We start from the raw sequence: 22,401 nt of genomic DNA, 5'->3' as shown, positions 1-22,401 counted from the left end.
GTCCGCCGCCTTAAGCGCGTCACGATCTTTCAGATTCGCTCTTGGCGCCTTAGCCCTTTGTTTTCCGCACGTCATAGTCGCAAACGCGTTGCACACTTTTGCGCGACATGCTCAGACGATCGGCGGATTGAGCCGCGCGAAACCCTCTTGCCGCCGGTAGGGAAAATAGGGATAGGGCGCTGTTACAGCGCTGACGGCGTCGAGCTTTGCGATTTGCTCCTTCGACAGGCTCCAGCCGACCGCGCCGAGGTTTTGCCTGAGCTGTTCCTCGTTGCGGGCGCCGATGATGACGCTCGATACCGTCGGTCGCCCAAGCAGCCAATTGATGGCGATCTGCGGCACCGTCTTGCCGGTTTCCGTTGCGATGGCATCCAGGACCTCGACGATGTCGAATAGCTTCTCGTCGTCGACGGGCGGGCCATATTGCGCCGTCTCGTGCAGCCGACTCTCCCTGGGCAGCGGCTGGCCGCGGCGGATCTTGCCGGTCAGCCGTCCCCAGGCGAGCGGGCTCCAGACGAGGGCGCCGACGCCCTGGTTGGCGCCAAGTGGCATCAGCTCCCATTCGTAATCGCGCCCGGCCAGCGAATAATAGACCTGATGGGCGACGTAACGCGGATGGCCGTGGCGCTCGGCAGCGGCGAGCGACTTGATCAGCTCCCAGCCGGCAAAATTCGAAACGCCGATATAGCGGATCTTGCCTGAGGAAACGAGCCCGTCGAGCGTCGACAGCACCTCCTCGACCGGCGTCGAGGCATCGAAGGCGTGCAGTTGCAGGAGGTCGATATAGTCGGTCCCGAGCCGGCTGAGCGCAGCCTCGGTGGCACGGATCAGCCGCGCCCGCGACGTTCCCCAGTCCTGCGGCCCCTCGCCCACCGGCAGCGCTGTCTTCGTCGAGATCAGCACGGCGTCGCGTCGGCCGCGGATCGCCTGGCCAAGCACCTCCTCGGAAGCGCCGGCCGAATAGACGTCGGCGGTGTCGAAGAGATTGACGCCGGCTTCGAGGCAGATGTCGACGAGCCGCCGCGCCTCGTCCGCCTCGGTATTGCCCCAGGCGCCGAACAGCGGGCCGCTGCCCCCGAATGTGCCGGCGCCAAAGCTCAACACAGGCACTCTGAGCCCGGATGCACCGAGATTTCTGTAGTCCATGGATCTGTCTCCTTTGTTTCCACTGAGATAGACCTCGGCCGCCTGGTGATATAGATTGCCTATTAGCAAATCATCTGTGACTTAAATTCATCATGAGCCGTCAGGACATCAACCGCTCCGGCGAAATGGAGGTCTTCGTCAGCGTCGTCGAGCGCGGCGGCTTTACCGCGGCCGCCCTCGCCCGGCGCATGACGCCGTCGGCCGTCAGCAAACTCGTCGCCCGGCTGGAGTCACGCCTCGGCGCCCGTCTTGTCAATCGCTCGACGCGAAAGCTGCAGCTGACGCCGGAGGGTTGTGCCTTCTACGAGCGCAGCGTCGCCATCCTTGCCGATATCGCCGAGGCCGAGCGCCAGGCATCATCAGGCGAACTGGCTTCGGGCCGCATTCGCATCAACACCAGCGGCTCCTTCGGCAATCATGTGCTGGCGCCGCTGGTGCCGGCCTTCATGGCGCTTCATCCCGCCGTGGCGCTGGATATCTCCCATACCGACAGGATCGTCGACCTGATGGAGGAGCGCGCCGATGTCGCGATCCGCGCCGGCCCCTTGAAGAGTTCAAGCCTGATCGCCCGCAAGCTCGGCGCCACAGGCAAGATCATCGTCGCCTCGCCGGATTATCTCAGGCGCCACGGCGAGCTCGCGCAGGGTCGCCGATCTCCGCCGCCATTGCCGCATCGGCTTTTCCTATGCCCGCGCCGTCGAGGGCTGGCGGCTACGCGAGGACGGCGAAACGATAACAATCCCGATCACCCCCGGCGTCCAGGTGGGAGACGGCGAAGCCATGCGCCACCTCGCTTTATCGGGCGCCGGCCTCGCCCGTCTTGCCGCCTTCACCGTGCGCGCCGACATCGATGCCGGACGCTTGATGCCGGTGCTCGATGAGGCCAATCCCGGCGATCTCGAAGAATTCTACGCCCTCTACATGGGCCAGGGCGGCCCGCTGCCGGCGCGCGTGCGCGCCCTGCTCGATTTTCTCGTCGGCCATGTGCATCTTTGATAAATCCCGTCCAAACCGTTCGGCAACATCTAGCGATGATATGAAAAAACAATAACTTGAAGCGGCCGGATGAATCGGTTTGGCATCCCGGGGCGGCGAGACGCCAGATTTCGCAATTGACCGTGCGCCTCGCGCCCACCTATACCGGACCCGCGCCAGCCGGTCCTTGCAGCCGGCCTCTCTTCGTCATGCCGGAGCCTCCTCCCATCTTCAGCCTCAGGGCTTGGCACCGGCCGGGAAAGATATGGGGATCATGCCATTAAGCGACGCACGCCGCCTGCTGCGCGATGCCGGCCTGCCGAAATGGGCGCTGCTGCTGGCGCTCTCCACCGCTCTCGTCGTCTTCCTCGAACTCTTCGTCCTACCGGCCTCGCTGCTGATCGGGCCGATGGTCGCGGCCATCCTGCTGGCGCTGACGGTCGGCAAGGGAAAGCTTCGCGTGCCGCTCTGGCCGCTGCAGTTCGGCCAGGTTCTTGTCGGCCTCATGATGGCGCGCACCATCACCCCTGATATTCTCGGCGCCATGGCGAAGGACGCGCCGCTCTTCCTGCTGTTCGTCTTCTCCGTCATCGCCATCGCCACCGGCCTCGGCTGGCTTCTGACGCGCTGGCAGGTGCTGCCGGGAACAACCGCCGTCTGGGGCTCCTCGCCGGGTGCCGCCTCCGCCATGGTGATCATGTCGGAGGCCTATGGCGCCGATGCCCGCCTCGTCGCCTTCATGCAGTATCTGCGTGTCGTCTTCGTCGCCGTCGGGGCCTCGGTGATCTCGCGCCTCTGGGTGGCGGCTGACGGCGGTGAGCCGCCGCCGCTCATCCTCTTCCCCGCAGTCGATTGGCCGGCCTTTATGGCGACCATCGCCTTTGCCGGCTTTTGCGCCTATGGCGTGCGCCGCCTGCAAATCCAGGGCGGCATGATCATCGTGCCGCTCTTTCTCGGCGCCTTCCTGCAGGGTGTCGGCCTCTTGAAGATCGAGCTGCCGATGTGGCTGCTCGCCATCGCCTATGCGCTCGTCGGCTGGAGCATCGGCCTGCGTTTCACCCGCCCGATCCTTGAGCACGTAGCCCGCGCTCTGCCGCGGGTGTCGGCCTGCATTGTGCTGCTGATGGCGCTCTGCGGCTGCATGGCGGCAGCCCTTCATATCTTCGCCGGCATCGATCCGCTGACGGCTTATCTCGCCACCAGCCCCGGCGGCGCCGATTCCGTCGCCATCATCGCCGCCTCCAGCGATGTCGACGTGCCCTTCGTGATGGCGATGCAGACCGGCCGTTTCCTGGTCATTCTGCTGATCGGCCCCACGCTCGCCCGCTTCATCGCCCGCCGCTCCGGCCTTGCGGAAAATCCTACCTAGCAGGCTGCTGAAAATCGTTTTGCGTTACCGTATAGCATGGCGGTGGGTTTGATTTTTAACCGGATTGCCGGTGGATATGCGCTGATCGAGGGCAAGGCGGATGATGTTGTAGGCGGCAAGGGCGAAGGCGAAGGCACACTCTGATCCGCGTGGTCTTCTTGGGGTCGCTTCTGCATACGGACAAGCAGCTCAAGGGCATTTCCGGCTATTCACAAGCTGACAATGCCTAACATGGAGTGGTGTCCGACTTTCATGTCGGACACCACGACTCTCCAACCAGGCGGCAGCCCCTTCAGCCATCGCCGCGAGGTGGCAACGCCTGGAACCTCAGCTCCATCAGCCATCTGTTGAATATCGTTGTCGCGGTGAGTCGGCGCGCCGGCTATTTCGTAGACCCCCCACGATCGGGTTCAGATGAGGGCAGATTACGACGAGCTGTCCGACGCGCAACTCAGGGCTTGCTTGGCCGATACCGAGTTCCCGAAATGCACGCGTCGAGCGGCGCCTCGTGGGTATCAAAGGTAATGCTGCACACCTTGGGTTCGAAATCGATCATCGCCGTCTCACACCATCCATGACGAGGCGTCCGCAGTGTCAGGTAAAATCGGAAGTTCGAAGGAAGCATCCGGTCGCAAGCAGATAGCCATCCTTTCTGTAGTAGCGTTTGCTACACAATTCCGGAAAAAAGCAGTATCATCCCAATGTCCGGAAATCAGAACGCAATCAGAAGGATAGCGACGATCGTCAGGAAATATTACGGCCTGCCACCACTTACGAGCTTGGCAGTCTTCGAAGCCACTGCCCGACACGCGAGCTTCAGTCGAGCTGCCGACGAGATGAATGTAACGAAGAGTGCAATCAGCCGCCAGATAAAGGCGCTTGAAGACGAATTGGGGATAAAGCTTTTCATTCGCGCCAAGGACGGTGTGCAGCTAACGGCCGCAGCTCACGATCTTTTCGCGGAAATCTCCTCGAGTTTTTCAAGATGGTCTGAGACAATCCGGACAATAACGACAGACGAACCGGAGGAAAGCGTAACATTGGCATGCACAGAAGCGTTCGCCATACTTTGGTTAATGCCAAGAATACATCAGTTTACAAGCATATTCCCTAGAATTACCATAAACTACTCTATACCGGATAGGGTTGGTGATTATCGAAATGCGGAAGTAGATTTGTTCATTCGGCCCGCTAACGGAGCTTGGCCCAACGAAAAGAGCGAGCCACTTTACGATGACATCATATATCCGGTTTGCGGAGCAGGTTTCGCCGGCCAGCACAACGACTTCGAAGTCTCCTCCATGTGGCAACTTCCCCTGCTTCACCTTGAGTGGACAAGTCCGAACTGGCCACGCTGGCAAGACTTTTTTCAAGCCAAGTCAATAACCTGCCATGGTCTCAGAGGGCCAAGGTTTGCCAAGTACACTGTCTTGTTGGCCGCCGCCGAGGCCAACCAGGGCCTCGCACTCGGGTGGGACGCCATGGTCCGACCCTTGATCGATCAGGGAAAGCTCGTTCGATTTTCGGACCTGTCGTTGACTGATCCGATCGGCTTTTGTGTAGCGTGGAGTGATCGGAAGCCGCTCTCCGATCCAGCCCGAAGGTTTAAGTCTTGGCTTTGTGATCAAGCCAAACGGTCCGTACACAGCTAGGAAATGACCCATGAGGCCCTGACGGAGTTCGTGCGGCTACGTTAACTCCCGTTGATTTTTTTGCGCGATACGAGCGGACATTCCGGTGATAGATAATTGGTCGCTAGTTATTTGAGCCCCGCAAATCAATACTTCAAGAGGGGTCAGAACGCGGTGCGGGAGAGTATTTTGACTTCCATGGCGGTGAATGTCCGCTCAACCTGTCCAAGTATTAATAGCGATAGGCTTCCGCTCAGGCTCCTTTATCAGCGTCACTTTGTCTATCCCGTGGAGGAAAAATGAATAGGTTCTTAGGTATCGCGGTGGTGAGTCTGATGGGCGTCTTCGCCTCTCAGCAAGCTCAAAGCGCGGAATGTGGCGACGTGACTATTGCCGACATGAGTTCGATGTCGGCGGAATTCCTTGCCGCGATGGACAGGTTTATTCTCAACAATGGTTTCGGCTGCAATGCCAATTTGGTGGCAGGCGACACTGTCCCAGGTATTACCTCCATGATCGAGAAAGGGCAGCCGGACATCATTCCCGAAGGCGCGGTGGATGTTGTTCCCGCGCTGTATAAGGACGGCGTGGACAACGGTAAAATCGTAGCCGTATCCGATCCCTTGTCCGACGCCGGGAATCAGGGGCTGTGGGTGCCCAAGTACATGGTAGAGAAGGACGCCGCCCTCGCCAGCCTCGCGGGCGTTCTCCAGCACCCTGAGCTTTTCGCAAGTCCGGAGAACCCCGATCACGGCGCGATTTACAATGGCGCACCGGGCTGGGGCGCGACGATCATCACCGCGCAACTGTATAAGGCCAATAAAATGGCCGAACATAAATTCGACCTGATCGATCCGGGTTCGCTCGCAGGCCTCGATAGCGCGATATCGCGTGCGTACGAGCGGAAGGAAGGCATCATCGCCTATTACTGGTCCCCGACAGGACTTCTCGGCCGTTACGACATGGTCAAAGTGGACCTGGAAGTCCAACACGATCCCTCAGAATGGAAACGTTGCACCACAAATGCGGAATGCACTGATCCAAAGCCGAACTCGTGGACTGCGTCCGACAACATCAAGACGCTCGTGGCAAAGCCGTTCTTGGATCAAAACGCCGAGGTTGTCGAATACCTGAAGAAGCGCCAACTGAGCGCTACCGCGATCAACAAGGTCTTGGCGTGGATGAACGAGAACCAGGCCAAGGGTGAGGATGCCGCGCTCCATTTCCTCAAGGAAAACCAGGGCGTTTGGACGACCTGGCTTGCGCCGGAGGTCGCCGAGAAAGTCAAGGCTGCGCTCTAGCAGCGGTTATGTAAGGAACCTGCGGGTCACCAACCACGCTCGGTGGCCCGTCTTACGCAAGCCATTGGATTTGAGGCTCCTCGAGATCGGACGCGCCAAGGCTTCGCCTCGGTTTGCCGGACGGAATCCGGCGCCACACCAACCAAAGGCCCTACTCTTTTACGCATTTCGACCTCCAATGTTGAGTTTGCCGATGTCGTTGACCACTCTGGCACGGTGGTCGGCAGCGTCTCATTTCGCCAGTTGATCGCTACCATGATCCCTACGGCGTCTGCGTAGCGATTTGCGCAGAACGATTTCCAATAAGAATTGCAGCAATCCCCGATGTCCAAGCAGTCCATCATTATCGACACTGACCCAGGGCAAGATGACGCCTTGGCAATCCTCATGGCTCTTGCCAACAATGAGTTACTGGAGGTCTTGGGCATCACCGCGGTTTGCGGAAACATTGGTGTCAGGGCAACTGCCGCAAATGCGCTGAAGGTGCTGAGGCTGGCTGGACGCGAAGACGTCCCGGTGTTTGTGGGGGCCGCTGCTCCAATTCTCGGGGGGCTGGTCACCGCAGAGGCGTTGCATGGTGCGGCGATAACCGAAGGATGGGATTTGCCCACTTCGACAACGCATCCCCGGCCGGAGTTTGCCGCTGACTGGATAATCGACACCGTGAATTCCCACCCACCGGGCACCATCACGATTTGTGCGCTCGGGCCACTGACTAACGTTGCCTTGGCGATCGCAAAATGCCCCGAAATAGCTGGCAGGTTGCATGGCCTCGTTCTTATGGCCGGAGCGTCACAGGGCGGGAATATGAACGCCGTAGCCGAGTTCAACGTTTTCGTGGACGCATATGCAGCGGCGCGGGTCTTCGCCGCGCCCGTACCGAAGACTGTGGTTTCGCTCGACATCACATCGAAGCTGCTATTGACTGAGCGGGAACTCAACCGGTTGACGTCTGCGAACAACGCGATCACCCCTCGCTTGAAGGGCTTATTGACCCTTTATGAGAATTACATAAAGCTTGGGAAGCCTCGGCCCGTCCACGATCCCGCTGTCATTGCCTGGCTTCTCGCCCCCGAGATGTTTGTCGGCAAAGACGTAAATGTCGAGATCGATACTACCCGGGGTCTGACTCATGGCCAAACGATCGTCGACATGAACGGCGTGACCGGGCGCGCGGCCAATGCGTTTTGGTTGACAGCGGCCGATAACGACACCTTCTACGGACTGTTAGCCCAAGCTCTTGAAGAAACCGGGAGGCGCTCATTGTCCCGGATTGGTGATGGTCGATGAATGTTACCCGGTGGCGCACGTTGAAGCGCCACGAACCGACTGTTCAAGAGCTGGCCCGTGCGCCTTGTAGCTTTCTAAGAGCTCTACCTCGCCCTGATAGGCTCGCCATAGACGCCCGCGATGACCTCGGGCGTCGCGGCATGATCGCCGAAGGCCTCGCGCAGCATGGCGTCCGATATTTCACCGACGGTGGCGCCGGCCCGCGCCGCTTCGATCGTGGTTTCGAGCGGGTTGCCGCGGCCGCTGCGTGCCGCCGAGCACGGCAGACTAGCGCATAAATCGCCCTCGACTTCCGGGGTTATATGCCAACGCGGCCCACTGGCCGGGCGTCATTCCGTAGGCCTTCTTGAAATGCCGGTTGAGATGGCTCTGGTCGGCAAAGCCGGTCGCTGCCGCCGTGTCGGAAATTCCCTCTCCTGCGCCGATCATCGCCCGGGCCTGCTGCAGCCGCCGCATCAGCAGATAGCGGTGCGGGCTGGTGGCAAAGGCCGCCCGGAAATGCCGCGACAGCGCGAAACGGTCGAGCCCCGTGACCGCTTCCAACTCGCCTGAGCGTACCGCTCGGGACGCATGCGCCTCGAGATAATCCCGCGCCGCTCGGGCCTGCCGCCAGGCGACGCTGCCGAGCGGCCGGCGTGGCATCAGCGCATGCTTGGACAGCCCGCCCGTCACCCTCGAGACAAAGTCGTCGACGAATAGCTCGTCCAACTCGCGGTCGAGTTCGCCGAGCGCGCCAAGCAGCACGCCAGCCAGCGCTGGATCGCCGATAACAGGTTCTCTGACGAAAGGCAGGCCGACGCCATCGGCCTCCAGGCATTCGAGCAGCAGCGACGGTTCGAGGTAAAGCATGCGATACTGCAGCCCGTCCTCGGTCCCCGCCCCGCCATCATGCTCCTCATCGGGATGCAGCACGATCACCTGGCCCGGCAGGCTGAAGCGCCGCGCGCCGCGATAGCCGAAAGTCTGCACGCCCTTCAGTGTCACGCCGAGCGCATAGGTGTCGTGTCGATGCGGCTCGAAGGCATTGCCTAAAAACTGCGCCTCGATACGCTCGATACCGGGAAAGGCAGGGGCCGCCAGGATGGCGTTGCCGGATGGTCCCGCGCACAAACGTTCAAGACCTTCGAAGGCCTGCGGATGTAGATCCTGGCTCAACGCGCCCGATACTCCATAACCCGAGGTGAAAGACTGTCCGATGTTTGATACCAAAATTGCCGTCGTCCTGCGAAACAATCTTGCTGGCTGGCAGAAGCTGAACGTTACCGCCTTCCTGATGACCGGCATCGCCGGCGGGCATCCCGAAATCATCGGCGAGCCCTACAAGGACCGCGCCGGCAATCTCTATAATCCGCTGTCGATCCAACCGATCATCGTGCTCTCCGCCGACGAGACGACGATGTCAGCCATCCATCGTCGCGCGCTGGACCGTGAGGTCACCGCCTCTCTCTTCATCGAGGAGATGTTTGCGACCGGCCATGACGCCGCCAACCGGGCCGTCTTCGCCGAATTTACGCCCGACGACGCCAAGGTGGTCGGCATCGCAGTACGGGCCGAAAAGAAGATCGTCGACAAGATCACTAAGGGCGCGACGATGCAGCAATGACAAAAACGGCCGGGCACCGCCCGGCCGCTTCAGAGATGGGAAAATCCTGCTCAGCCCTGCGTGATCGGCGCGATCTGGATCTCGACGCGGCGGTTCTGGGCGCGGCCGGCCTCGCTGGCGTTGGAGGCGACGGGCTGGGATGGGCCGAAACCAACAGCCGACACGCGGCGCTGATCGATGCCCTGGCCGCCGAGATAATCGGCGACCGAAAGAGCGCGGCGCTGCGACAGGTCCTGATTGTGCTGCAGGCTGCCGGTCGAATCCGTATGGCCGTTGACGTCGATCAGCGTGCGATTGAACTTGCGCAGCACGATCGCCACCGAATTCAGCGTCGGATAGAAGCCCGGCTTCACCGCATCCTGGTCGACGTCGAAGGTGATGTTCGACGGCATGTTGAGGATGATGTTGTCGCCGTTGCGGGTAACCGAAATGCCGGTGCCTTCGAGCTGGGCGCGAAGCTCGGATTCCTGCTGATCCATGTAATTGCCGATCGCGCCGCCGGCGAGCGCGCCGACACCGGCGCCGATCAGCGCTGCGTTGCGCTTGCCGTGGCCGCCGCCGCCGACAGCCACGCCGACAAGAGCACCGCCAAGCGCGCCAAGCGCCGCGCCACCCGCCGTATTGGAAACCTTCTGTTCACCCGTATAGGGATCGGTCGTCGTGCAGGCAGTGAGATAACTTGCTGCGACAGCCAAAAGTACGAATTTCTTGATCATGGACAGGATGGTCTCCGTTCGAAGCTGATGCGAGCAAATGGCAAGGATTGCGGCAAGAAAATGAAGATGCTCTCGTCATAGGGGAATTTCAGGCCCCGAAATAGGAGCCATGTTGCGGGAATGCGCTGATACCAACAGTTTTAATGGATCGACCAAGCCTATAGGCAGCAGGCACGACGATCAGCCCTCATGGTGAAGAGGCCCAAAGGCCGTCTTGAACCACGAGGGCGGGTGGCGGCTCACAACCTTAGAAATTCTGGAACAACTGCCTGACCGTATCATAAGTCGCATTGGCGATGTTCAGCGATTGCAGACCGAGCTGCTGCTGCGTCTGCAACGCTTTGAGCTTGCTTGACTCTTCCTCCATATCGGCATCGACGAGCCGGCCGATTCCGGCGGTGTTATTGTCGTGCAGTTTCGAGGCGAAATCGTTCTGCAGGTTGATGCGTTTCTCCAGCGCGCCGAAGGCCGAACCGACAGTCGTCAACTGCGTCAGCGCGGCATCGACGACACTGATCATTTCGCCGATCTGTCCCTGCGTCGTGGCGTCCGAAAGCGAGATCACCACTTGCCCGGTAGTGGTGCCGTTCTTGCTTTCCATCAGCACATAATTCTGCGAGGCGCCGAGCTCGGTGGCGAAATAGGCCGATGTCAGCACACCGTATTCGCCAGAACCGGTGGCGCGGTCGTCGATCAAATAGCGCGCGTCCTTGGAGCTCGTCGCTCCCACCGGCGTGTTGTCGATATGATAGCTCAGCATACCGACCGAGACCGTCCCGTCCGCATTGCGGATGAAGGAGGCCGGGATCTGGCGCGGCTGCGTCGGTGTCGCGTCATTGTTGAGGATCACCCAATTGTCGCTGTTGAAGGTCGCCGATTCCGAAACGCTGCGCAGTTGCTCCTGCAGCTGTTTGATCTCTTCGTTGACCTTGTTCTTGTCGACGCCGTCTTCGGTCGCGGCAACCAGCTTGGCCTTGATCTCGGAGACGACGTCGATGACGTTCTCGACGCCGGTATAGGCTGTGCCCATCGTCGCCGCCGCCATGCCGAGCGCATCCTGGATCGCCGAAACAGCCTTGTTGTCGGTGCGCGCGGTGGTGGCGACCGACCAATAGGCACCATTATCTGCGGCTTTTGCGACACGCATGCCGGTCGTGATGTGGTTTTGCGTGACCGTCATATTCCGATTGATATCGCGCAGCACATGAAGCGCCGCGTCCACGGAGACGCGCTGATAAATACTCACGGGAACTAAACTCCAAAACGCAAACAAAACGCAAACTGCACAAGAATGAACCGTTGCCGCGCGGACATTCATGTCCGGGGGCGCTGGAAACTCCAGCGCGATGCAGCCTTCAAGAAACGAAGAAGACCAGCCGGTTGCTGGTCACGATCATTGCCGTTTATGCTTAACAAACGGCTAAACTTCAGAAGTAATTTATCTTATTTCGCAAGGTTTCATACACCATAAGAAACGCCGCCGAATGGCGATCCGGCGGCGAGGTCAATTCGGAAATAAGTCTATTCGGCGGCCTGCAACTGCTCATCATCCGGCACGGCGCGTGGCCGCGTGGCGACCGCCATCTCCTCGTGAAGCCGCGCTTCCTCATGAGCGTGTGGCTTGCCGAAGCGGGCAAGCAGCAGATAAGCGACCGGGGTGATGAACAGCGTCACCAGCGTCGCGAAGCCGAGACCGCCGACGATCACCCAGCCGAGTGCCACGCGCGCTTCGGCGCCGGCACCATGAGCAAAAACCAGCGGCACGCCGCCGAGGATGGTGGCGATCATCGTCATCATCACAGGGCGAAGGCGCAACGCGCAGGCCTTTTCGATCGACGAGCGCACATCCTGGCCCCGGTCGCGCAGCTGATTGGCGAATTCGACGATCAGAATGCCGTTCTTCGCCATGACGCCGACCAACAGCACCAGGCCGATCTGGCTGTAGATATTGAGGCTGGAGCCGGTGATGATGAGCGCGAAGACGGCGCAGGCAAGGCCGAGCGGCACCGTCGACATGATGATCAGCGAGGACAGCACGCTTTCGAACTGCGCTGCCAGCACCAGGAAGATGATGACGATGGCGAAACCGAAGGTCAGCGCCATACCGCTTGAATTCTCCTCCAGCGTCGCGGCTTCGGCAAGCGGCAGCAGGCGTGCACCTGCCGGCAGCAGCGGCTGCGCAAGCTCGGTTACCTGCTTGACCGCGTCGCCGAGCGACATGCCATTCTTCAGGCCGGCGGTGATCGCGACGGAGGCGAGCTGCTGCTCGCGGTTGAGCTGCGGCGCAACAGAACCTTCCTTCATCGTGGCGATGACCGACATCGGCACGATCTTACCGTCGCCGGTTTTCAGGAACACGTTTTCAAGGTCAGTCGGATCGTCGATCGGCCGCGTCGTCGAAGTCAAAAGCACGGGATAAGACTCGCCGTCGACAAACACGTCGACCACCGAACGCCCTTCGAGCAGCGACTGGATCGCCGTCGAAAGCCCCGTAATGTCGATGCCGAGATCGGAGGCACGCTCGCGGTCGATCGCCACCGACACCTGCGCCTGGCTCGGTTCGTTGGTCAGGCGCGGCGTATCATATTGGCCGGTGGCGTCGAGCGCCTGCACCAGCTTGGCGGCGGCCGCCGTCAGCGCCTCGTGATCATTGCCGATCAGCGCCATCTGCACGCCGCTGCCTGCGCCGCGGATGCGCAGGCTGTTCGATGAGATAGCATTGCCGCGTAGCGCCGGCACCCTGGAGGCCGCTTGGTTGATATCGCCGACGATCTCCGCCTGCGTCCTCTGGCGCTCTCCCCAGGGGGCAAGCGTCAGCACCATGAAGCCGCTATTCAGCGAACCGCCCTGGCCGGAAATCGAGAAGACGTTGCGAATGTCGCCGCTGTCGACCAGCGGCTGCAGATATTCCTCGACGAGCTGCATCTTGTCGCGGGTATATTCGAGGCTCGATCCCTGCGGCGTCGTCAGCCGCATCATCACCATCGACCGGTCCTCTTCGGGCGTCAGCTCACTCTTGACCGTCGAGAAGGCGACGAGCGCCGCACCGGCAAAGATCACCGAAAACAGGATAACGACGAAGGGCGCGTTGAGGCAGCCGTGCAGCGCCCATTTATAGAGGCGGGCAAGCGCTCCGCCGAGACGGCCGAGCGCACCGTGATCCTCGATCATCGGCTTCGTCAGCATGCGCGAGGCCAGCATCGGGCAGAGCGTCAGCGCCACGATCGACGACAGGCCGACGGAGAAGGCGAGCACGAAGCCGAATTCACGAAAGAGGCCACCGACCTGTCCCGGCAGGAAGGAGAGCGGGATGAACACCGCTGCGAGCGTCGCGGTCGTCGCAACAACAGCGAAGAACACCTCACGCGTTCCAAGCACTGCAGCCGCCCGCGGCCCCATGCCTTCGGCTCGCCGCCGCACGATGTTTTCGAGCACCACGATCGCATCGTCGACGACGAGGCCGGTCGCCAGCACGATCGCCAGCAGCGTCAGGATGTTGATCGAGAAACCGACCATGTAGATCGCCGCCAGCGTGCCGATCAGCGCCACCGGCATGCTGACCGCCGGGATCAGCGTCGCTCGCCAGTCGCGCAGGAAGAGATAGATGACGGCGGTAACGATGACGGCGGCGAGCAGCAGCGCCAGCACCACTTCGTGGATCGCGCCCTGGATGAAGACGGCGTCGTCGCTGGTGATCGCGATCGTCGTGCCCTCGGGCAGCGTCTTCGACAATTGCTCGACGGCGGCCTTGATGCCGGTCGAGATGTTCAGCGTGTTGGATTGCGCCTGGCGGATGATGCCGAGGCCGATGCCCGGCTTGCCGTTCGATCGCAGCGCGGTTTCCCCGTCGCGCGGCCCGAGCGTCACCGTCGCGACGTCGCCGAGCCGGACGCGATCCTGCAGCATGACGCTGGAAAAATCCGCCGGCGTCTGCAGATTGGCGGTGGCGCGCACCACGATATCCTGGGTACTGCTCTTCAGCGATCCCGCCGGCACGTCGAGTGCGGCATTGTCGAGCGCTTTGGTCAAGTCGCCGATGGTCAGCCCGCGGCTCGCCAAAGCGCCCTGGTCGACATCGACGCGGAAGACCTTCTCCTGATCGCCATATTCCTCGACGTCGGCGACGCCATCAACGGAGGCAAGGCGATCGATCACCTCGTTTTCGACGAGCTGCGTCAGATCGTCCATATTGAGCTTGGTGGAGGTGACGGCAAGGCGCATGATCGCCGAGGAATCCGAATCCGCCTTGACGATCTGCGGTGCATCCGCCTCATCAGGCAGGTTCTGGGTGATGCGGCCGATCGCGTCGCGCACGTCGTTGGCAGCGACCGCAAGATCGATCGCATCCGAGAATTCGAGTGTCACCCGGCTCTGGCCGAAGGAAGAGGTGGACGAGATCGATTTCAGGCCGCTGACGCGCGCGACCGCGCCCTCGATCACCTTGGTCAGTTCTTGATCGATCGTCTGCGGCGATGCGCCGTCGAAGGTCGTGCGCACAGTGACGACGGGACGATCGACATCCGGCAGTTCGCGCACCTCGACGCCGACGTAAGCGGCAAGGCCGGCGACGACCATCAGCGTATTGAATACCAGTGCCAGGATCGGCCGGCGGACGAAAAGCGCGGTGAAGCTCTGCTTGCCCGAGGCCCTGTCCTGATGAATCTCGGTCACACTCATTGCGTGGCGACCTCACCATTCGAGGCCACGTCAGCGGAAACGCGCACCGCCCCGCCCTCACGCACGCGCTGCAGGCCTTGCGTCACGATCTTGTCGCCGTCCTTGAGATCGGCTTTGACGAGCACGAAATCCGGGTTGCGCTGCACGACGCTGACCCGCACCTTATGCGACTTGTCGTCGTTGACCAGCCACACGAACGACCCCTGCGAATCCCACTGCACGGACTGCGGATCGACCGCCGGATATTTGTCACCGGGGAATTTCATGCTGACACTGAAGGACATGCCGGCGCGCAGCTCGTCGGAAGAGTTGTCGATCCGGGCGCGCAGGCGTAGCGTGCGGCTCGCCGCATCGATGCGGTTGTCGACAGCTTCGACTTCCCCGGAAAACACCTGCCCAGGTTTTGCGACCGACATCGCCTCGACCGGCTGGCCGACCGACACCGTGTTGGCAAAGCGCTCAGGCACCCAGAAGTCGACGAGGATTTCCGAACGGTCGTCGAGTGTGACGATCGGGATGCTCGTCGTGACATTGTCGCCGATATTGACCGGCACGATGCCGACGATACCGTCGATCGGCGCAACAATGTTGCGCCGTGCGAGATTGAGCTCGGCGGCCTGCAGCTGCAGCCGGGCGCCCTGCTCGGCGATCTCGGAATCGAACACGTCCATGCGCGACACGCTGGACTTGATGTTGTGATAGAGATTGGATTTCTCGACGGCGGCCTTGACCGCAACGTCAGCCTGACCGCGGGCAATCACCTGCTCCTCGCTGTCGAGCTTGGCGAGCACCTGGCCGGCCTTCACCCTGTCGCCCGACTTGATGAGGATTTCACGGATCGTCCCCGATGCCTGCGGCGTGACCGCGACCGAGCGGATCGCGTCACCCGTCCCGATGGCGTTCAGCCGGTCGTTGACGACACCCTGGACGACCGCCTGCGTCGCGACGAGAATAGCGCCGTTGCGCCCGCCGCCATTGCGGCGGTTCTCGCCCTGTCCCTGGCTCCCCTGTCCCTGGCCTTGACCCTCGCCACGTTGCTGGCCTTGCGACCGGGCGGGAGCGTCGGCAACCGCCGTCTGCTCGGCCTTCGGCGCGATCCTGGAAACGATGCCGTCTGGAATACCCGCATCTCGCATCATATCGCCGGCGCCCGGGACAAAGAAAACCCACGCGGCAAAGCCGGCAACAATAACGATGAGCGAAAGTATAAACTGCTTCCAAAAGGCCATTCACGTCTCCGGAGGGACTCGAGGTTGGACCAGGCTCGGTCGAAAGAGGCGCTGCGGGATGACGGTCCCGTCTGATGCGACAATATCGCGCGTTTACAGCGTACCGGCAAGCATAAGCAGCCGGCATTACCGATTTGTAATATCAGCAAAGAATGGAAATAACCCGGCCGCTCACTTTTGCTTGAACGAACACTCGCCGTGTCTTCAACACCGCCGATTGGCGGCCAAGGCGCCATGCAAAATCTCTGCCGATGCGGCCTAAATGTCTACCGCCTCATCGACCATCGCAAGCCCATGACGGGCGCAATTCCCAATATCGGCCACACCGCCCAGAACTGTCCCGTCCAGGTGAAGAGGTTGATGCCGGCAATGCCGAGCGCCACGATCGCCAGCGAGGTGATCTTCCGGTTGAACAGGGTCTGATTGCGATTCCAGGCAAACGCCGCGACGACGGCGAGCGCAAGCACCGGAAAGCGCGCCCAGAAAACGCCCTGCCACGATAAAAGATTGATGCCGATCAGTACAGCCGCGATGACCCCGAGCACAGCGAACAGCCTGCGTCGCCCAGTTACCGGGCTTGCTTCGGTAATTTGAGCCGCGGGCTGCGGCCGCGGGGGGCCTGGTCGTCGAGCCGGCGGCGTCTCATCCTTGGCATCGCCGATCTTCACCGCGTAGCTCGGCACGCCTTCATCGACATTCTTCACCATCAGCGGCCCGAGAAACTCAAAACCGACCGCGACCTTGTTGCGGACTTGGTCGTAGACGGTGCTTGAGATGACGATGCCGCCGGCCGAAGCCGAAGCCTGCAGCCGTGCGGCGATATTGACGCCGTCGCCGTAGATGTCGTCGTCTTCGACGATCACATCGCCGAGATTGATACCGATGCGGAACAGCATACGTCCGTCTTCCGGGCGACGGGCGTTGAAACCAGCAAGTTCGTTCTGGGTATCGACGGCGGCGCGCACCGCCTCGACCACGCTTGGGAAATCGGCGATCAGCCCGTCGCCCCAGGTGTTGACGACACGGCCGCCATGGCTTTCGATCAGGCGTCCCATCGCTTCGCGGCAACGCTTCAGCGCCGCAAGAGTCCCTTCCTCGTCGGCCCCCATCAGCCTGGTATAGTCCTGCACGTCAGCACAGAAGATCGTCGTCAGCTTGCGCCGCGTTTCACTCATGGTCTCTCGTCTCCGCGCTGTCTGCTCCCGCAAGGTCGCTGCAAACGTGGAATGTGGGTGAGTGATGGGCGATTGCAGCGGCGGTAAGTTACTAAGCCTTTGTCTTCGTTACCATCGATAATTGCACACTATCGATGGTAACAAGCACGGCCTGGAGAAAGATCGATGATCATTGAACGATCTTGCGCGGGCTCGCCGTGTGCTCTCTCGCCACGCTGTTCGAACTATCGATTTCCTGAAGCAACACGTCGTAGCCCCAGAGATCGGCGAGGTGCTGCAGGACAGCCCTCGTGTCGGCTTCCTGGAGATAGCTGCCGCTCATCATGATATGTTGCAGCAGCAGGCGGCGGTCACCCGCGAGGTCGACATCGACGATATCGATTGCCGGATCGGTCCAGCCGATATCGTATTCGCGGGAAAGCTGGCGGCGGATGCGCAGATATCCGCGCTCATTGTGGATCGCCGAAACCAGCACACCCTCGGTCTGTTCCGGATCGTCGTAGAGGTGGAACAGCCGCAACTGGCGGATCAGGTTCGGGCTGAGGAATTGACTGATGAAACTCTCGTCCCGGTAATTGGCCCAGATGTCGCGCAGGACAGACATCGCATCGCCGCGGCCGGCGATATCGGGAAACCATGCGCGGTCTTCGTCCGCCGGCTTCGTGACGATCCTCTCGATATCCTGCATCATCGCAAAACCGAGCGCATAGGGGTTGAAGCCCGAGAACCGGCGATCATCGTAGCTCGGCTGGAACACGACGTTGGAGTGCGACTTCAAGAATTCGAGAAAGTTTCCGTCGCTGATCTGCCCCCGCTCGTGAAGCCGGTTCATGATCTGGTAATGGACGAAGGTCGCAGTCCCCTCATTCATCACCTTGGTCTGCCGCTGGGGATGGAAATATTGGGCGACATGGCGGACGATGCGAAGGATCTCACGCTGCCAAGGCTGCAGCCGCGGCGCAGTTTTCTCAAGAAAATAGAGGATGTTGTCCTGCGGAAGACCCAGTGCAGCGCGGCGCTTTTCCAAGCCGCCGTCGCTCGTCTTCTTGGCCTTGCCGACCGGAACCGTACGCCACAGATCGTTGAACATCTGCTCCTCGTGGGCACGGCGCTCCTGCTGCCGCTTCTCCTCCTGGCGAAGGTCGATGGTGGTCTTGCCCGCATAGCGATGCACCCCGTGCGACATCAGCGCATGCGCCGCATCGAGCGTCCGCTCGACGGCCGTCTCGCCGTAACGCTCTTCGCAGCGGGTGATATAACCTTTGGCGAAATCGAGGTAATCGAGGATCCCTTCCGCATCGGTCCAAAGCTTGAAGAGATAGTTGTTCTTGAAGAAATGATTGTGGCCGAAAGCCGCGTGCGCGGTGACGAGCGTTTGCATCGTCGCCGTATTCTCCTCCATCAGATAGGAGATGCAGGGAGAGCTGTTGATGACGATCTCATAGGCGAGGTCGCGCATACCGCGGCGGTAGAAGGCTTCGTGATGCGCGAAGTGTTTGCCGAACGACCAGTGGCGGTAAAACAGCGGCATGCCGGTCGAGGAGTAGGCATCGAGCATCTGCTCCGAGGTGATGACTTCGATCTGGTTCGGATAGACGTCGAGGCCGAGTTCGCCGAGCGCGATTTCCTCGCAGGCGTCGTGGATGCGCTGGAGCGTCGAAAAGTCCCAGTCGGCCCCCTCGAACAACAGCCGCTCTCTTGGCCTCATCGTCGTATTCATGGCGTCACCCTCGACTGTGCGTCACGCTTCTGGAAGAGATCGTGGAAAACCGGGAATATTTCGCTTCGCCGGCAGACCTTGCGCATCGAAAGCGGCAGCAGCTCGGAGCGGATCCCGTCATAGAGCATCCATAGCGGTGAACGCGATACCGAAGAGTCACCGCCTTCTTCGCCGACTTCGATATAGGCGAAATACTGGCACAGCGGCAAAATCTCGCGCAGCAGCTGCCCGCTCAGGTTTCCGTCCGAATGGGCGTTGTCGCCGTCCGAGGCCTGGGCGCCATAGATGTTCCACTCTGCCGGATCGAAACGCGCCGCGATGATGCCGCGCATGGCCGCAAGGGCGCTGGAAACCAGCGTGCCGCCGGTCGCCGGACCATAGAAGAAGGTTTCCTCGTCGACTTCCTCGGCCTTGTCGGTATGGCGGATGAAGACGATCTCGACCTTCTTGTAGCGCTTCGACAGGAAGAGATAGAGCAACAGGTAGAACCGTTTCGCAAGGTCCTTCATGTGTTCCGACATCGAGCCGGAGACGTCCATAAGGCAGAACATCACCGCTTTGGCCACGGGTTTCGGCTCGTTCTCGAAACGGCGGTACCGTACATCCAGCGGATCGATATAGGGAATGCGGCGGCTTTTTTCCGTGAGGGATTTGAGTTTCGCCTCGAGCGCTAGGCGGCTCTCGTCGTCTTCGCATTCTACGATCTGCCGCTGCAGCGCTTCGATCTCTTCGCGGCGCGGCCGGTGAAGCGCGACGCGGCGCATCATCGCTAGCCGCGTCGTGCGGCCAACGGCAATGTTGGACGGCGATCCGGACACGGAATAGCCGGCCCGCAGCGGCGTTTCCTCTTCGGTTTCGGCTAGACGCCGTTTGGCAAGATCGGGCAGTTCCAGGTCGTCGAGGAATACGTCGAGGAATTCCTCGCGCGTCAGCACGAAACGGAAACCGTCCTCACCATCGCCCTCGCCCGCATCTTTTGGCTTGCCACCCCTGCCGCCCGGCGGGCGCGGAATGATATCGCCTTCGACGAACGCTCTGTTTCCCGGCAGGATGTGATCGGCGGTGCCGCCCTCGCCTTTGCGAAGGCTCGGTTCGGCCATTCCGTCGATCGGCAGGCTGATCTCCCCGCCGTCGAGTACATCGCGGATGTTGCGGTTTTGCAGAGAACGTTTGACCGCCTGCTGCACGGCGCCTTTCATGCGCCGAAGAAACCGTTGCCGATTTTCCAGACTTTTACCGCGCGGATTTAGCCGACGGTCGACAATGTGCATGGTGGCTCCGCATTAACTTGCCTGTTTGACGCGCATGTACCATTCGACGAGGCGCCGAACCTGCCTCTCCGTGTAACCCCGCGCGGCCATGCGCGAGACGAATTCGCTGTGCTTCTTTTCTGTTTCCGAATCCTTCTTCGATCCGAAGGAAATGACCGGCAAAAGATCCTCGACCTGCGAGAACATACGCTTCTCGATCACTTCCCGGATCTTCTCGTAGCTCGTCCAAGACGGATTTTTTCCGCCGTTGGCTGCCCGCGACCTCAACGAGAATTTGACGATTTCGTTGCGGAAATCCTTCGGATTGGCAATTCCCGCCGGCTTTTCGATTTTCGTCAGTTCCTGGTTGAGGAGCTCGCGATCGAGAAGCTGACCGGTATCGGGATCCTTGAAGTCCACGTCTTCGATCCAGGCATCGGCATAGTCGACATAGCGGTCGAACAGGTTCTGTCCGTAGTCCGCATAGGATTCAAGATAAGCCTTCTGAATCTCATTGCCAATGAACTCTGCGTAGCGTGGCGCAAGATCGGCCTTGATGAATTCCAGATAGCGCTTCTCGACATCGTCGGAAAACTGCTCGCGGCGGATCGCCTGTTCCAGCACATACATCAGATGCACAGGGTCGGCGCCGATATCCGTGGTGTCGTGATTGAAGGTGGAGGCGAGCACCTTGAAGGCAAAGCGTGTCGATATGCCGTCCATGCCCTCGTCGATGCCGGCCGCATCCCGGTATTCCTGAACGCTGCGGGCGCGCGGATCGGTTTCTTTCAGGCTCTCGCCGTCATAAGTGCGCATCTTCGAGAAGAATGTCGAGTTCTCATGCTTGCGCAGGCGTGAAAGCACCGAAAAACGGGCCAGCATTTCGAGCGTTGCCGGAGCGCACGGCGTATCCGCGAGTTCCGACCCTTCGATCAGTTTCTCGTAGATCTTTTGCTCTTCCATCACCCGGAGGCAATAGGGCACCTTGATCACACAGATGCGGTCGATGAAGGCCTCATTGTTCTTGTTGGCCTTGAAGGTCTGCCACTCCGCTTCGTTCGAATGTGCGAGGACGATGCCGGAGAAGGGTATGGCGCCGATATTTTCGGAGCCGATGTAATTGCCCTCCTGCGTCGCCGTCAGCAGCGGATGCAGCATCTTGATCGGTGCCTTGAACATTTCGACGAATTCAAGCACGCCCTGATTGGCGCGGTTGAGCCCGCCCGAATAGCTGTAGGCATCGGGATCGTTCTGGGAGTAGGTCTCAAGCTTGCGGATGTCGACCTTGCCGACCAGCGACGAGATATCCTGATTGTTCTCGTCTCCGGGCTCGGTCTTGGCGATGGCGATCTGGCGCAATCGCGAAGGCTGAATTCTGACGACGCGGAAGCGGGAAATGTCGCCGCCGAAGTCGTCGAGCCGCTTCAGGCACCACGGGCTCATCAGCCCGTTCAGGCGCCGCAGCGGGATGCCGTATTGCTCTTGGAGCAGCGACCCCATCGTCTCCGGATCGAAGAGGTTGAGCGGGCTTTCGAAAACAGGGCTGATTTCGTCGCCCGCCTTCAGCACGTAGATCGGATGAACCTCCATCAGCAGCTTCAGCCGCTCCGCCAAGGACGACTTGCCGCCGCCGACCGGGCCGAGGAGGTAGAGGATCTGCTTGCGCTCCTCGAGCCCCTGTGCCGCGTGACGGAAGAAGGAAACGATGCGTTCGATCGTCTCTTCCATGCCGTGGAAACCGGCAAAGGCCGGGTAGATCCGGATGGTCCTGTTCATGAAGATTCGGCCAAGCCGCGCATCTCTCGCAGTGTCGACCATCTGCGGCTCGCCAATCGCGGCGAGCAGGCGCTCGGTCGCATTGGCATAGGCGATCGGGTCTTTTTTGCAGAGATCGAGATACTCAGCCACCGACATATCGGTTTCGCGGCGCGCTTCGTAACTGCGCGTAAACGCATCGAATACGGATTCGTTCAGCATGGGCCCTCCAGTAAGGTTCTGCCGCAGGCTCAAAGTCGTATAACCATCGAGATGGCTACGACGTTCCTAAGAATCAATAATTTCGTAGCTATATTCGACGCTCACCGGCTGTTTCTTGCAACGCACAAAAACGTGCATGCACCGGTTATTTTTACTCTACGAAACTGTTTCTCATTATAGTTGAAAAAAGCACCCGTGCGGTATCAGCACATTTCGCGACGTGACAGAAAGATGAAAAGGGTGTGCAATGTCGCCCGTGATTCGAGTTCCGGAAAAATCGACGATTGGCAGCCAAATCTGCACAGAGTTCGGTGCTGGACAGCATGTGCCGGTTGGCGCCCG

Annotated in this window: 14 protein-coding genes and 1 pseudogene; 5 read left to right on the top strand and 10 right to left on the bottom strand. The window is 60.5% G+C overall.

Going from position 1 to position 22,401, the window contains the following annotated elements; translation table 11 throughout:
* Nucleotides 1–111: 111 nt before the first annotated feature.
* The gene (locus MF410_RS04205) at nt 112–1,146 is read right to left on the bottom strand and encodes an aldo/keto reductase (RefSeq protein WP_097628282.1); all 1,035 of its coding nucleotides are present in this window, start codon (nt 1,144–1,146) and stop codon (nt 112–114) included.
* Nucleotides 1,147–1,238: 92 nt separating this feature from the next.
* Between MF410_RS04205 and MF410_RS04200 the strand changes: the two are divergent.
* The 4 genes and pseudogenes from MF410_RS04200 to MF410_RS04185 all read left to right on the top strand — a co-directional run bounded on the left by MF410_RS04200 (nt 1,239) and on the right by MF410_RS04185 (nt 7,712).
* Nucleotides 1,239–2,142, top strand: a pseudogene (locus MF410_RS04200) (LysR family transcriptional regulator).
* A 253-nt stretch (nt 2,143–2,395) separates the two neighbouring features.
* Nucleotides 2,396–3,490: an AbrB family transcriptional regulator gene (locus MF410_RS04195; RefSeq protein WP_097628318.1), complete on the top strand. Its 1,095-nt coding sequence runs from the start codon at nt 2,396–2,398 to the stop codon at nt 3,488–3,490.
* Between the two features lie 1,930 nt (nt 3,491–5,420).
* Nucleotides 5,421–6,422, top strand: coding sequence for a glycine betaine ABC transporter substrate-binding protein (locus MF410_RS04190; protein WP_239620188.1), 1,002 nt, complete (start codon nt 5,421–5,423; stop codon nt 6,420–6,422).
* Nucleotides 6,423–6,746: 324 nt separating this feature from the next.
* Complete coding sequence (locus MF410_RS04185) at nt 6,747–7,712, top strand: nucleoside hydrolase (protein WP_183777642.1); 966 nt, start codon at nt 6,747–6,749, stop codon at nt 7,710–7,712.
* A 267-nt stretch (nt 7,713–7,979) separates the two neighbouring features.
* Here MF410_RS04185 and MF410_RS04180 read toward each other — a convergent pair whose 3' ends face one another.
* Nucleotides 7,980–8,867 (bottom strand): AraC family transcriptional regulator, encoded by an 888-nt coding sequence (locus MF410_RS04180; protein WP_097628277.1) that lies wholly within the window; start codon nt 8,865–8,867, stop codon nt 7,980–7,982.
* A 40-nt stretch (nt 8,868–8,907) separates the two neighbouring features.
* Here MF410_RS04180 and MF410_RS04175 point away from each other — a divergent pair, with 40 nt between their 5' ends.
* Nucleotides 8,908–9,315: a DUF2000 family protein gene (locus MF410_RS04175; RefSeq protein WP_097628276.1), complete on the top strand. Its 408-nt coding sequence runs from the start codon at nt 8,908–8,910 to the stop codon at nt 9,313–9,315.
* A 50-nt stretch (nt 9,316–9,365) separates the two neighbouring features.
* Here MF410_RS04175 and MF410_RS04170 read toward each other — a convergent pair whose 3' ends face one another.
* The 8 genes from MF410_RS04170 to MF410_RS04135 all read right to left on the bottom strand — a co-directional run bounded on the left by MF410_RS04170 (nt 9,366) and on the right by MF410_RS04135 (nt 22,059).
* Complete coding sequence (locus tag MF410_RS04170) at nt 9,366–10,031, bottom strand: OmpA family protein (RefSeq protein ID WP_003593423.1); 666 nt, start codon at nt 10,029–10,031, stop codon at nt 9,366–9,368.
* A gap of 247 nt (nt 10,032–10,278) precedes the next feature.
* Nucleotides 10,279–11,277, bottom strand: coding sequence for a flagellin (locus MF410_RS04165; protein ID WP_097628275.1), 999 nt, complete (start codon nt 11,275–11,277; stop codon nt 10,279–10,281).
* A gap of 275 nt (nt 11,278–11,552) precedes the next feature.
* Complete coding sequence (locus tag MF410_RS04160) at nt 11,553–14,708, bottom strand: efflux RND transporter permease subunit (protein WP_097628274.1); 3,156 nt, start codon at nt 14,706–14,708, stop codon at nt 11,553–11,555.
* A complete protein-coding gene (locus MF410_RS04155; RefSeq protein WP_097628273.1) occupies nt 14,705–15,937 on the bottom strand; it encodes an efflux RND transporter periplasmic adaptor subunit in 1,233 nt (410 codons plus the stop codon). The genes MF410_RS04160 and MF410_RS04155 overlap by 4 nt, the downstream gene beginning before the upstream one ends.
* Before the next feature lie 266 nt (nt 15,938–16,203).
* Nucleotides 16,204–17,112 carry an adenylate/guanylate cyclase domain-containing protein gene (locus tag MF410_RS04150; RefSeq protein WP_239620185.1) on the bottom strand — a complete coding sequence of 303 codons (909 nt, stop codon included), beginning with the start codon at nt 17,110–17,112 and terminating at the stop codon, nt 16,204–16,206.
* Between the two features lie 169 nt (nt 17,113–17,281).
* Nucleotides 17,282–18,832, bottom strand: coding sequence for a SpoVR family protein (locus tag MF410_RS04145; RefSeq protein ID WP_097628271.1), 1,551 nt, complete (start codon nt 18,830–18,832; stop codon nt 17,282–17,284).
* Nucleotides 18,829–20,103, bottom strand: coding sequence for a YeaH/YhbH family protein (locus tag MF410_RS04140; protein WP_097628270.1), 1,275 nt, complete (start codon nt 20,101–20,103; stop codon nt 18,829–18,831). Before MF410_RS04140 ends, MF410_RS04145 begins: the two co-directional genes overlap by 4 nt.
* Nucleotides 20,104–20,115: 12 nt before the next feature.
* Nucleotides 20,116–22,059 carry a PrkA family serine protein kinase gene (locus MF410_RS04135; RefSeq protein WP_003593409.1) on the bottom strand — a complete coding sequence of 648 codons (1,944 nt, stop codon included), beginning with the start codon at nt 22,057–22,059 and terminating at the stop codon, nt 20,116–20,118.
* Between the last annotated feature and the right edge of the window lie 342 nt (nt 22,060–22,401).

The sequence above is a fragment of the Rhizobium sp. C104 genome (assembly GCF_022354505.1).
Lineage (GTDB): Bacteria > Pseudomonadota > Alphaproteobacteria > Rhizobiales > Rhizobiaceae > Rhizobium > Rhizobium redzepovicii.
Note: the sequence above shows the minus strand (reverse complement) of the source record. Positions and strands in the feature narration are given on the sequence as shown.

Bases quoted from the DNA above. Each gene is read 5' to 3' on its own strand.
- MF410_RS04205 (WP_097628282.1), bottom strand. From the start codon at position 1,146: ATGGACTACAGAAATCTCGGTGCATCCGGGCTCAGAGTGCCTGTGTTG.
- MF410_RS04195 (WP_097628318.1), top strand. From the start codon at position 2,396: ATGCCATTAAGCGACGCACGCCGCCTGCTGCGCGATGCCGGCCTGCCG.
- MF410_RS04190 (WP_239620188.1), top strand. From the start codon at position 5,421: ATGAATAGGTTCTTAGGTATCGCGGTGGTGAGTCTGATGGGCGTCTTC.
- MF410_RS04185 (WP_183777642.1), top strand. From the start codon at position 6,747: ATGTCCAAGCAGTCCATCATTATCGACACTGACCCAGGGCAAGATGAC.
- MF410_RS04175 (WP_097628276.1), top strand. From the start codon at position 8,908: ATGTTTGATACCAAAATTGCCGTCGTCCTGCGAAACAATCTTGCTGGC.
- MF410_RS04170 (WP_003593423.1), bottom strand. From the start codon at position 10,031: ATGATCAAGAAATTCGTACTTTTGGCTGTCGCAGCAAGTTATCTCACT.
- MF410_RS04160 (WP_097628274.1), bottom strand. From the start codon at position 14,708: ATGAGTGTGACCGAGATTCATCAGGACAGGGCCTCGGGCAAGCAGAGC.
- MF410_RS04155 (WP_097628273.1), bottom strand. From the start codon at position 15,937: ATGGCCTTTTGGAAGCAGTTTATACTTTCGCTCATCGTTATTGTTGCC.
- MF410_RS04150 (WP_239620185.1), bottom strand. From the start codon at position 17,112: ATGAGTGAAACGCGGCGCAAGCTGACGACGATCTTCTGTGCTGACGTG.
- MF410_RS04145 (WP_097628271.1), bottom strand. From the start codon at position 18,832: ATGAATACGACGATGAGGCCAAGAGAGCGGCTGTTGTTCGAGGGGGCC.
- MF410_RS04140 (WP_097628270.1), bottom strand. From the start codon at position 20,103: ATGCACATTGTCGACCGTCGGCTAAATCCGCGCGGTAAAAGTCTGGAA.
- MF410_RS04135 (WP_003593409.1), bottom strand. From the start codon at position 22,059: ATGCTGAACGAATCCGTATTCGATGCGTTTACGCGCAGTTACGAAGCG.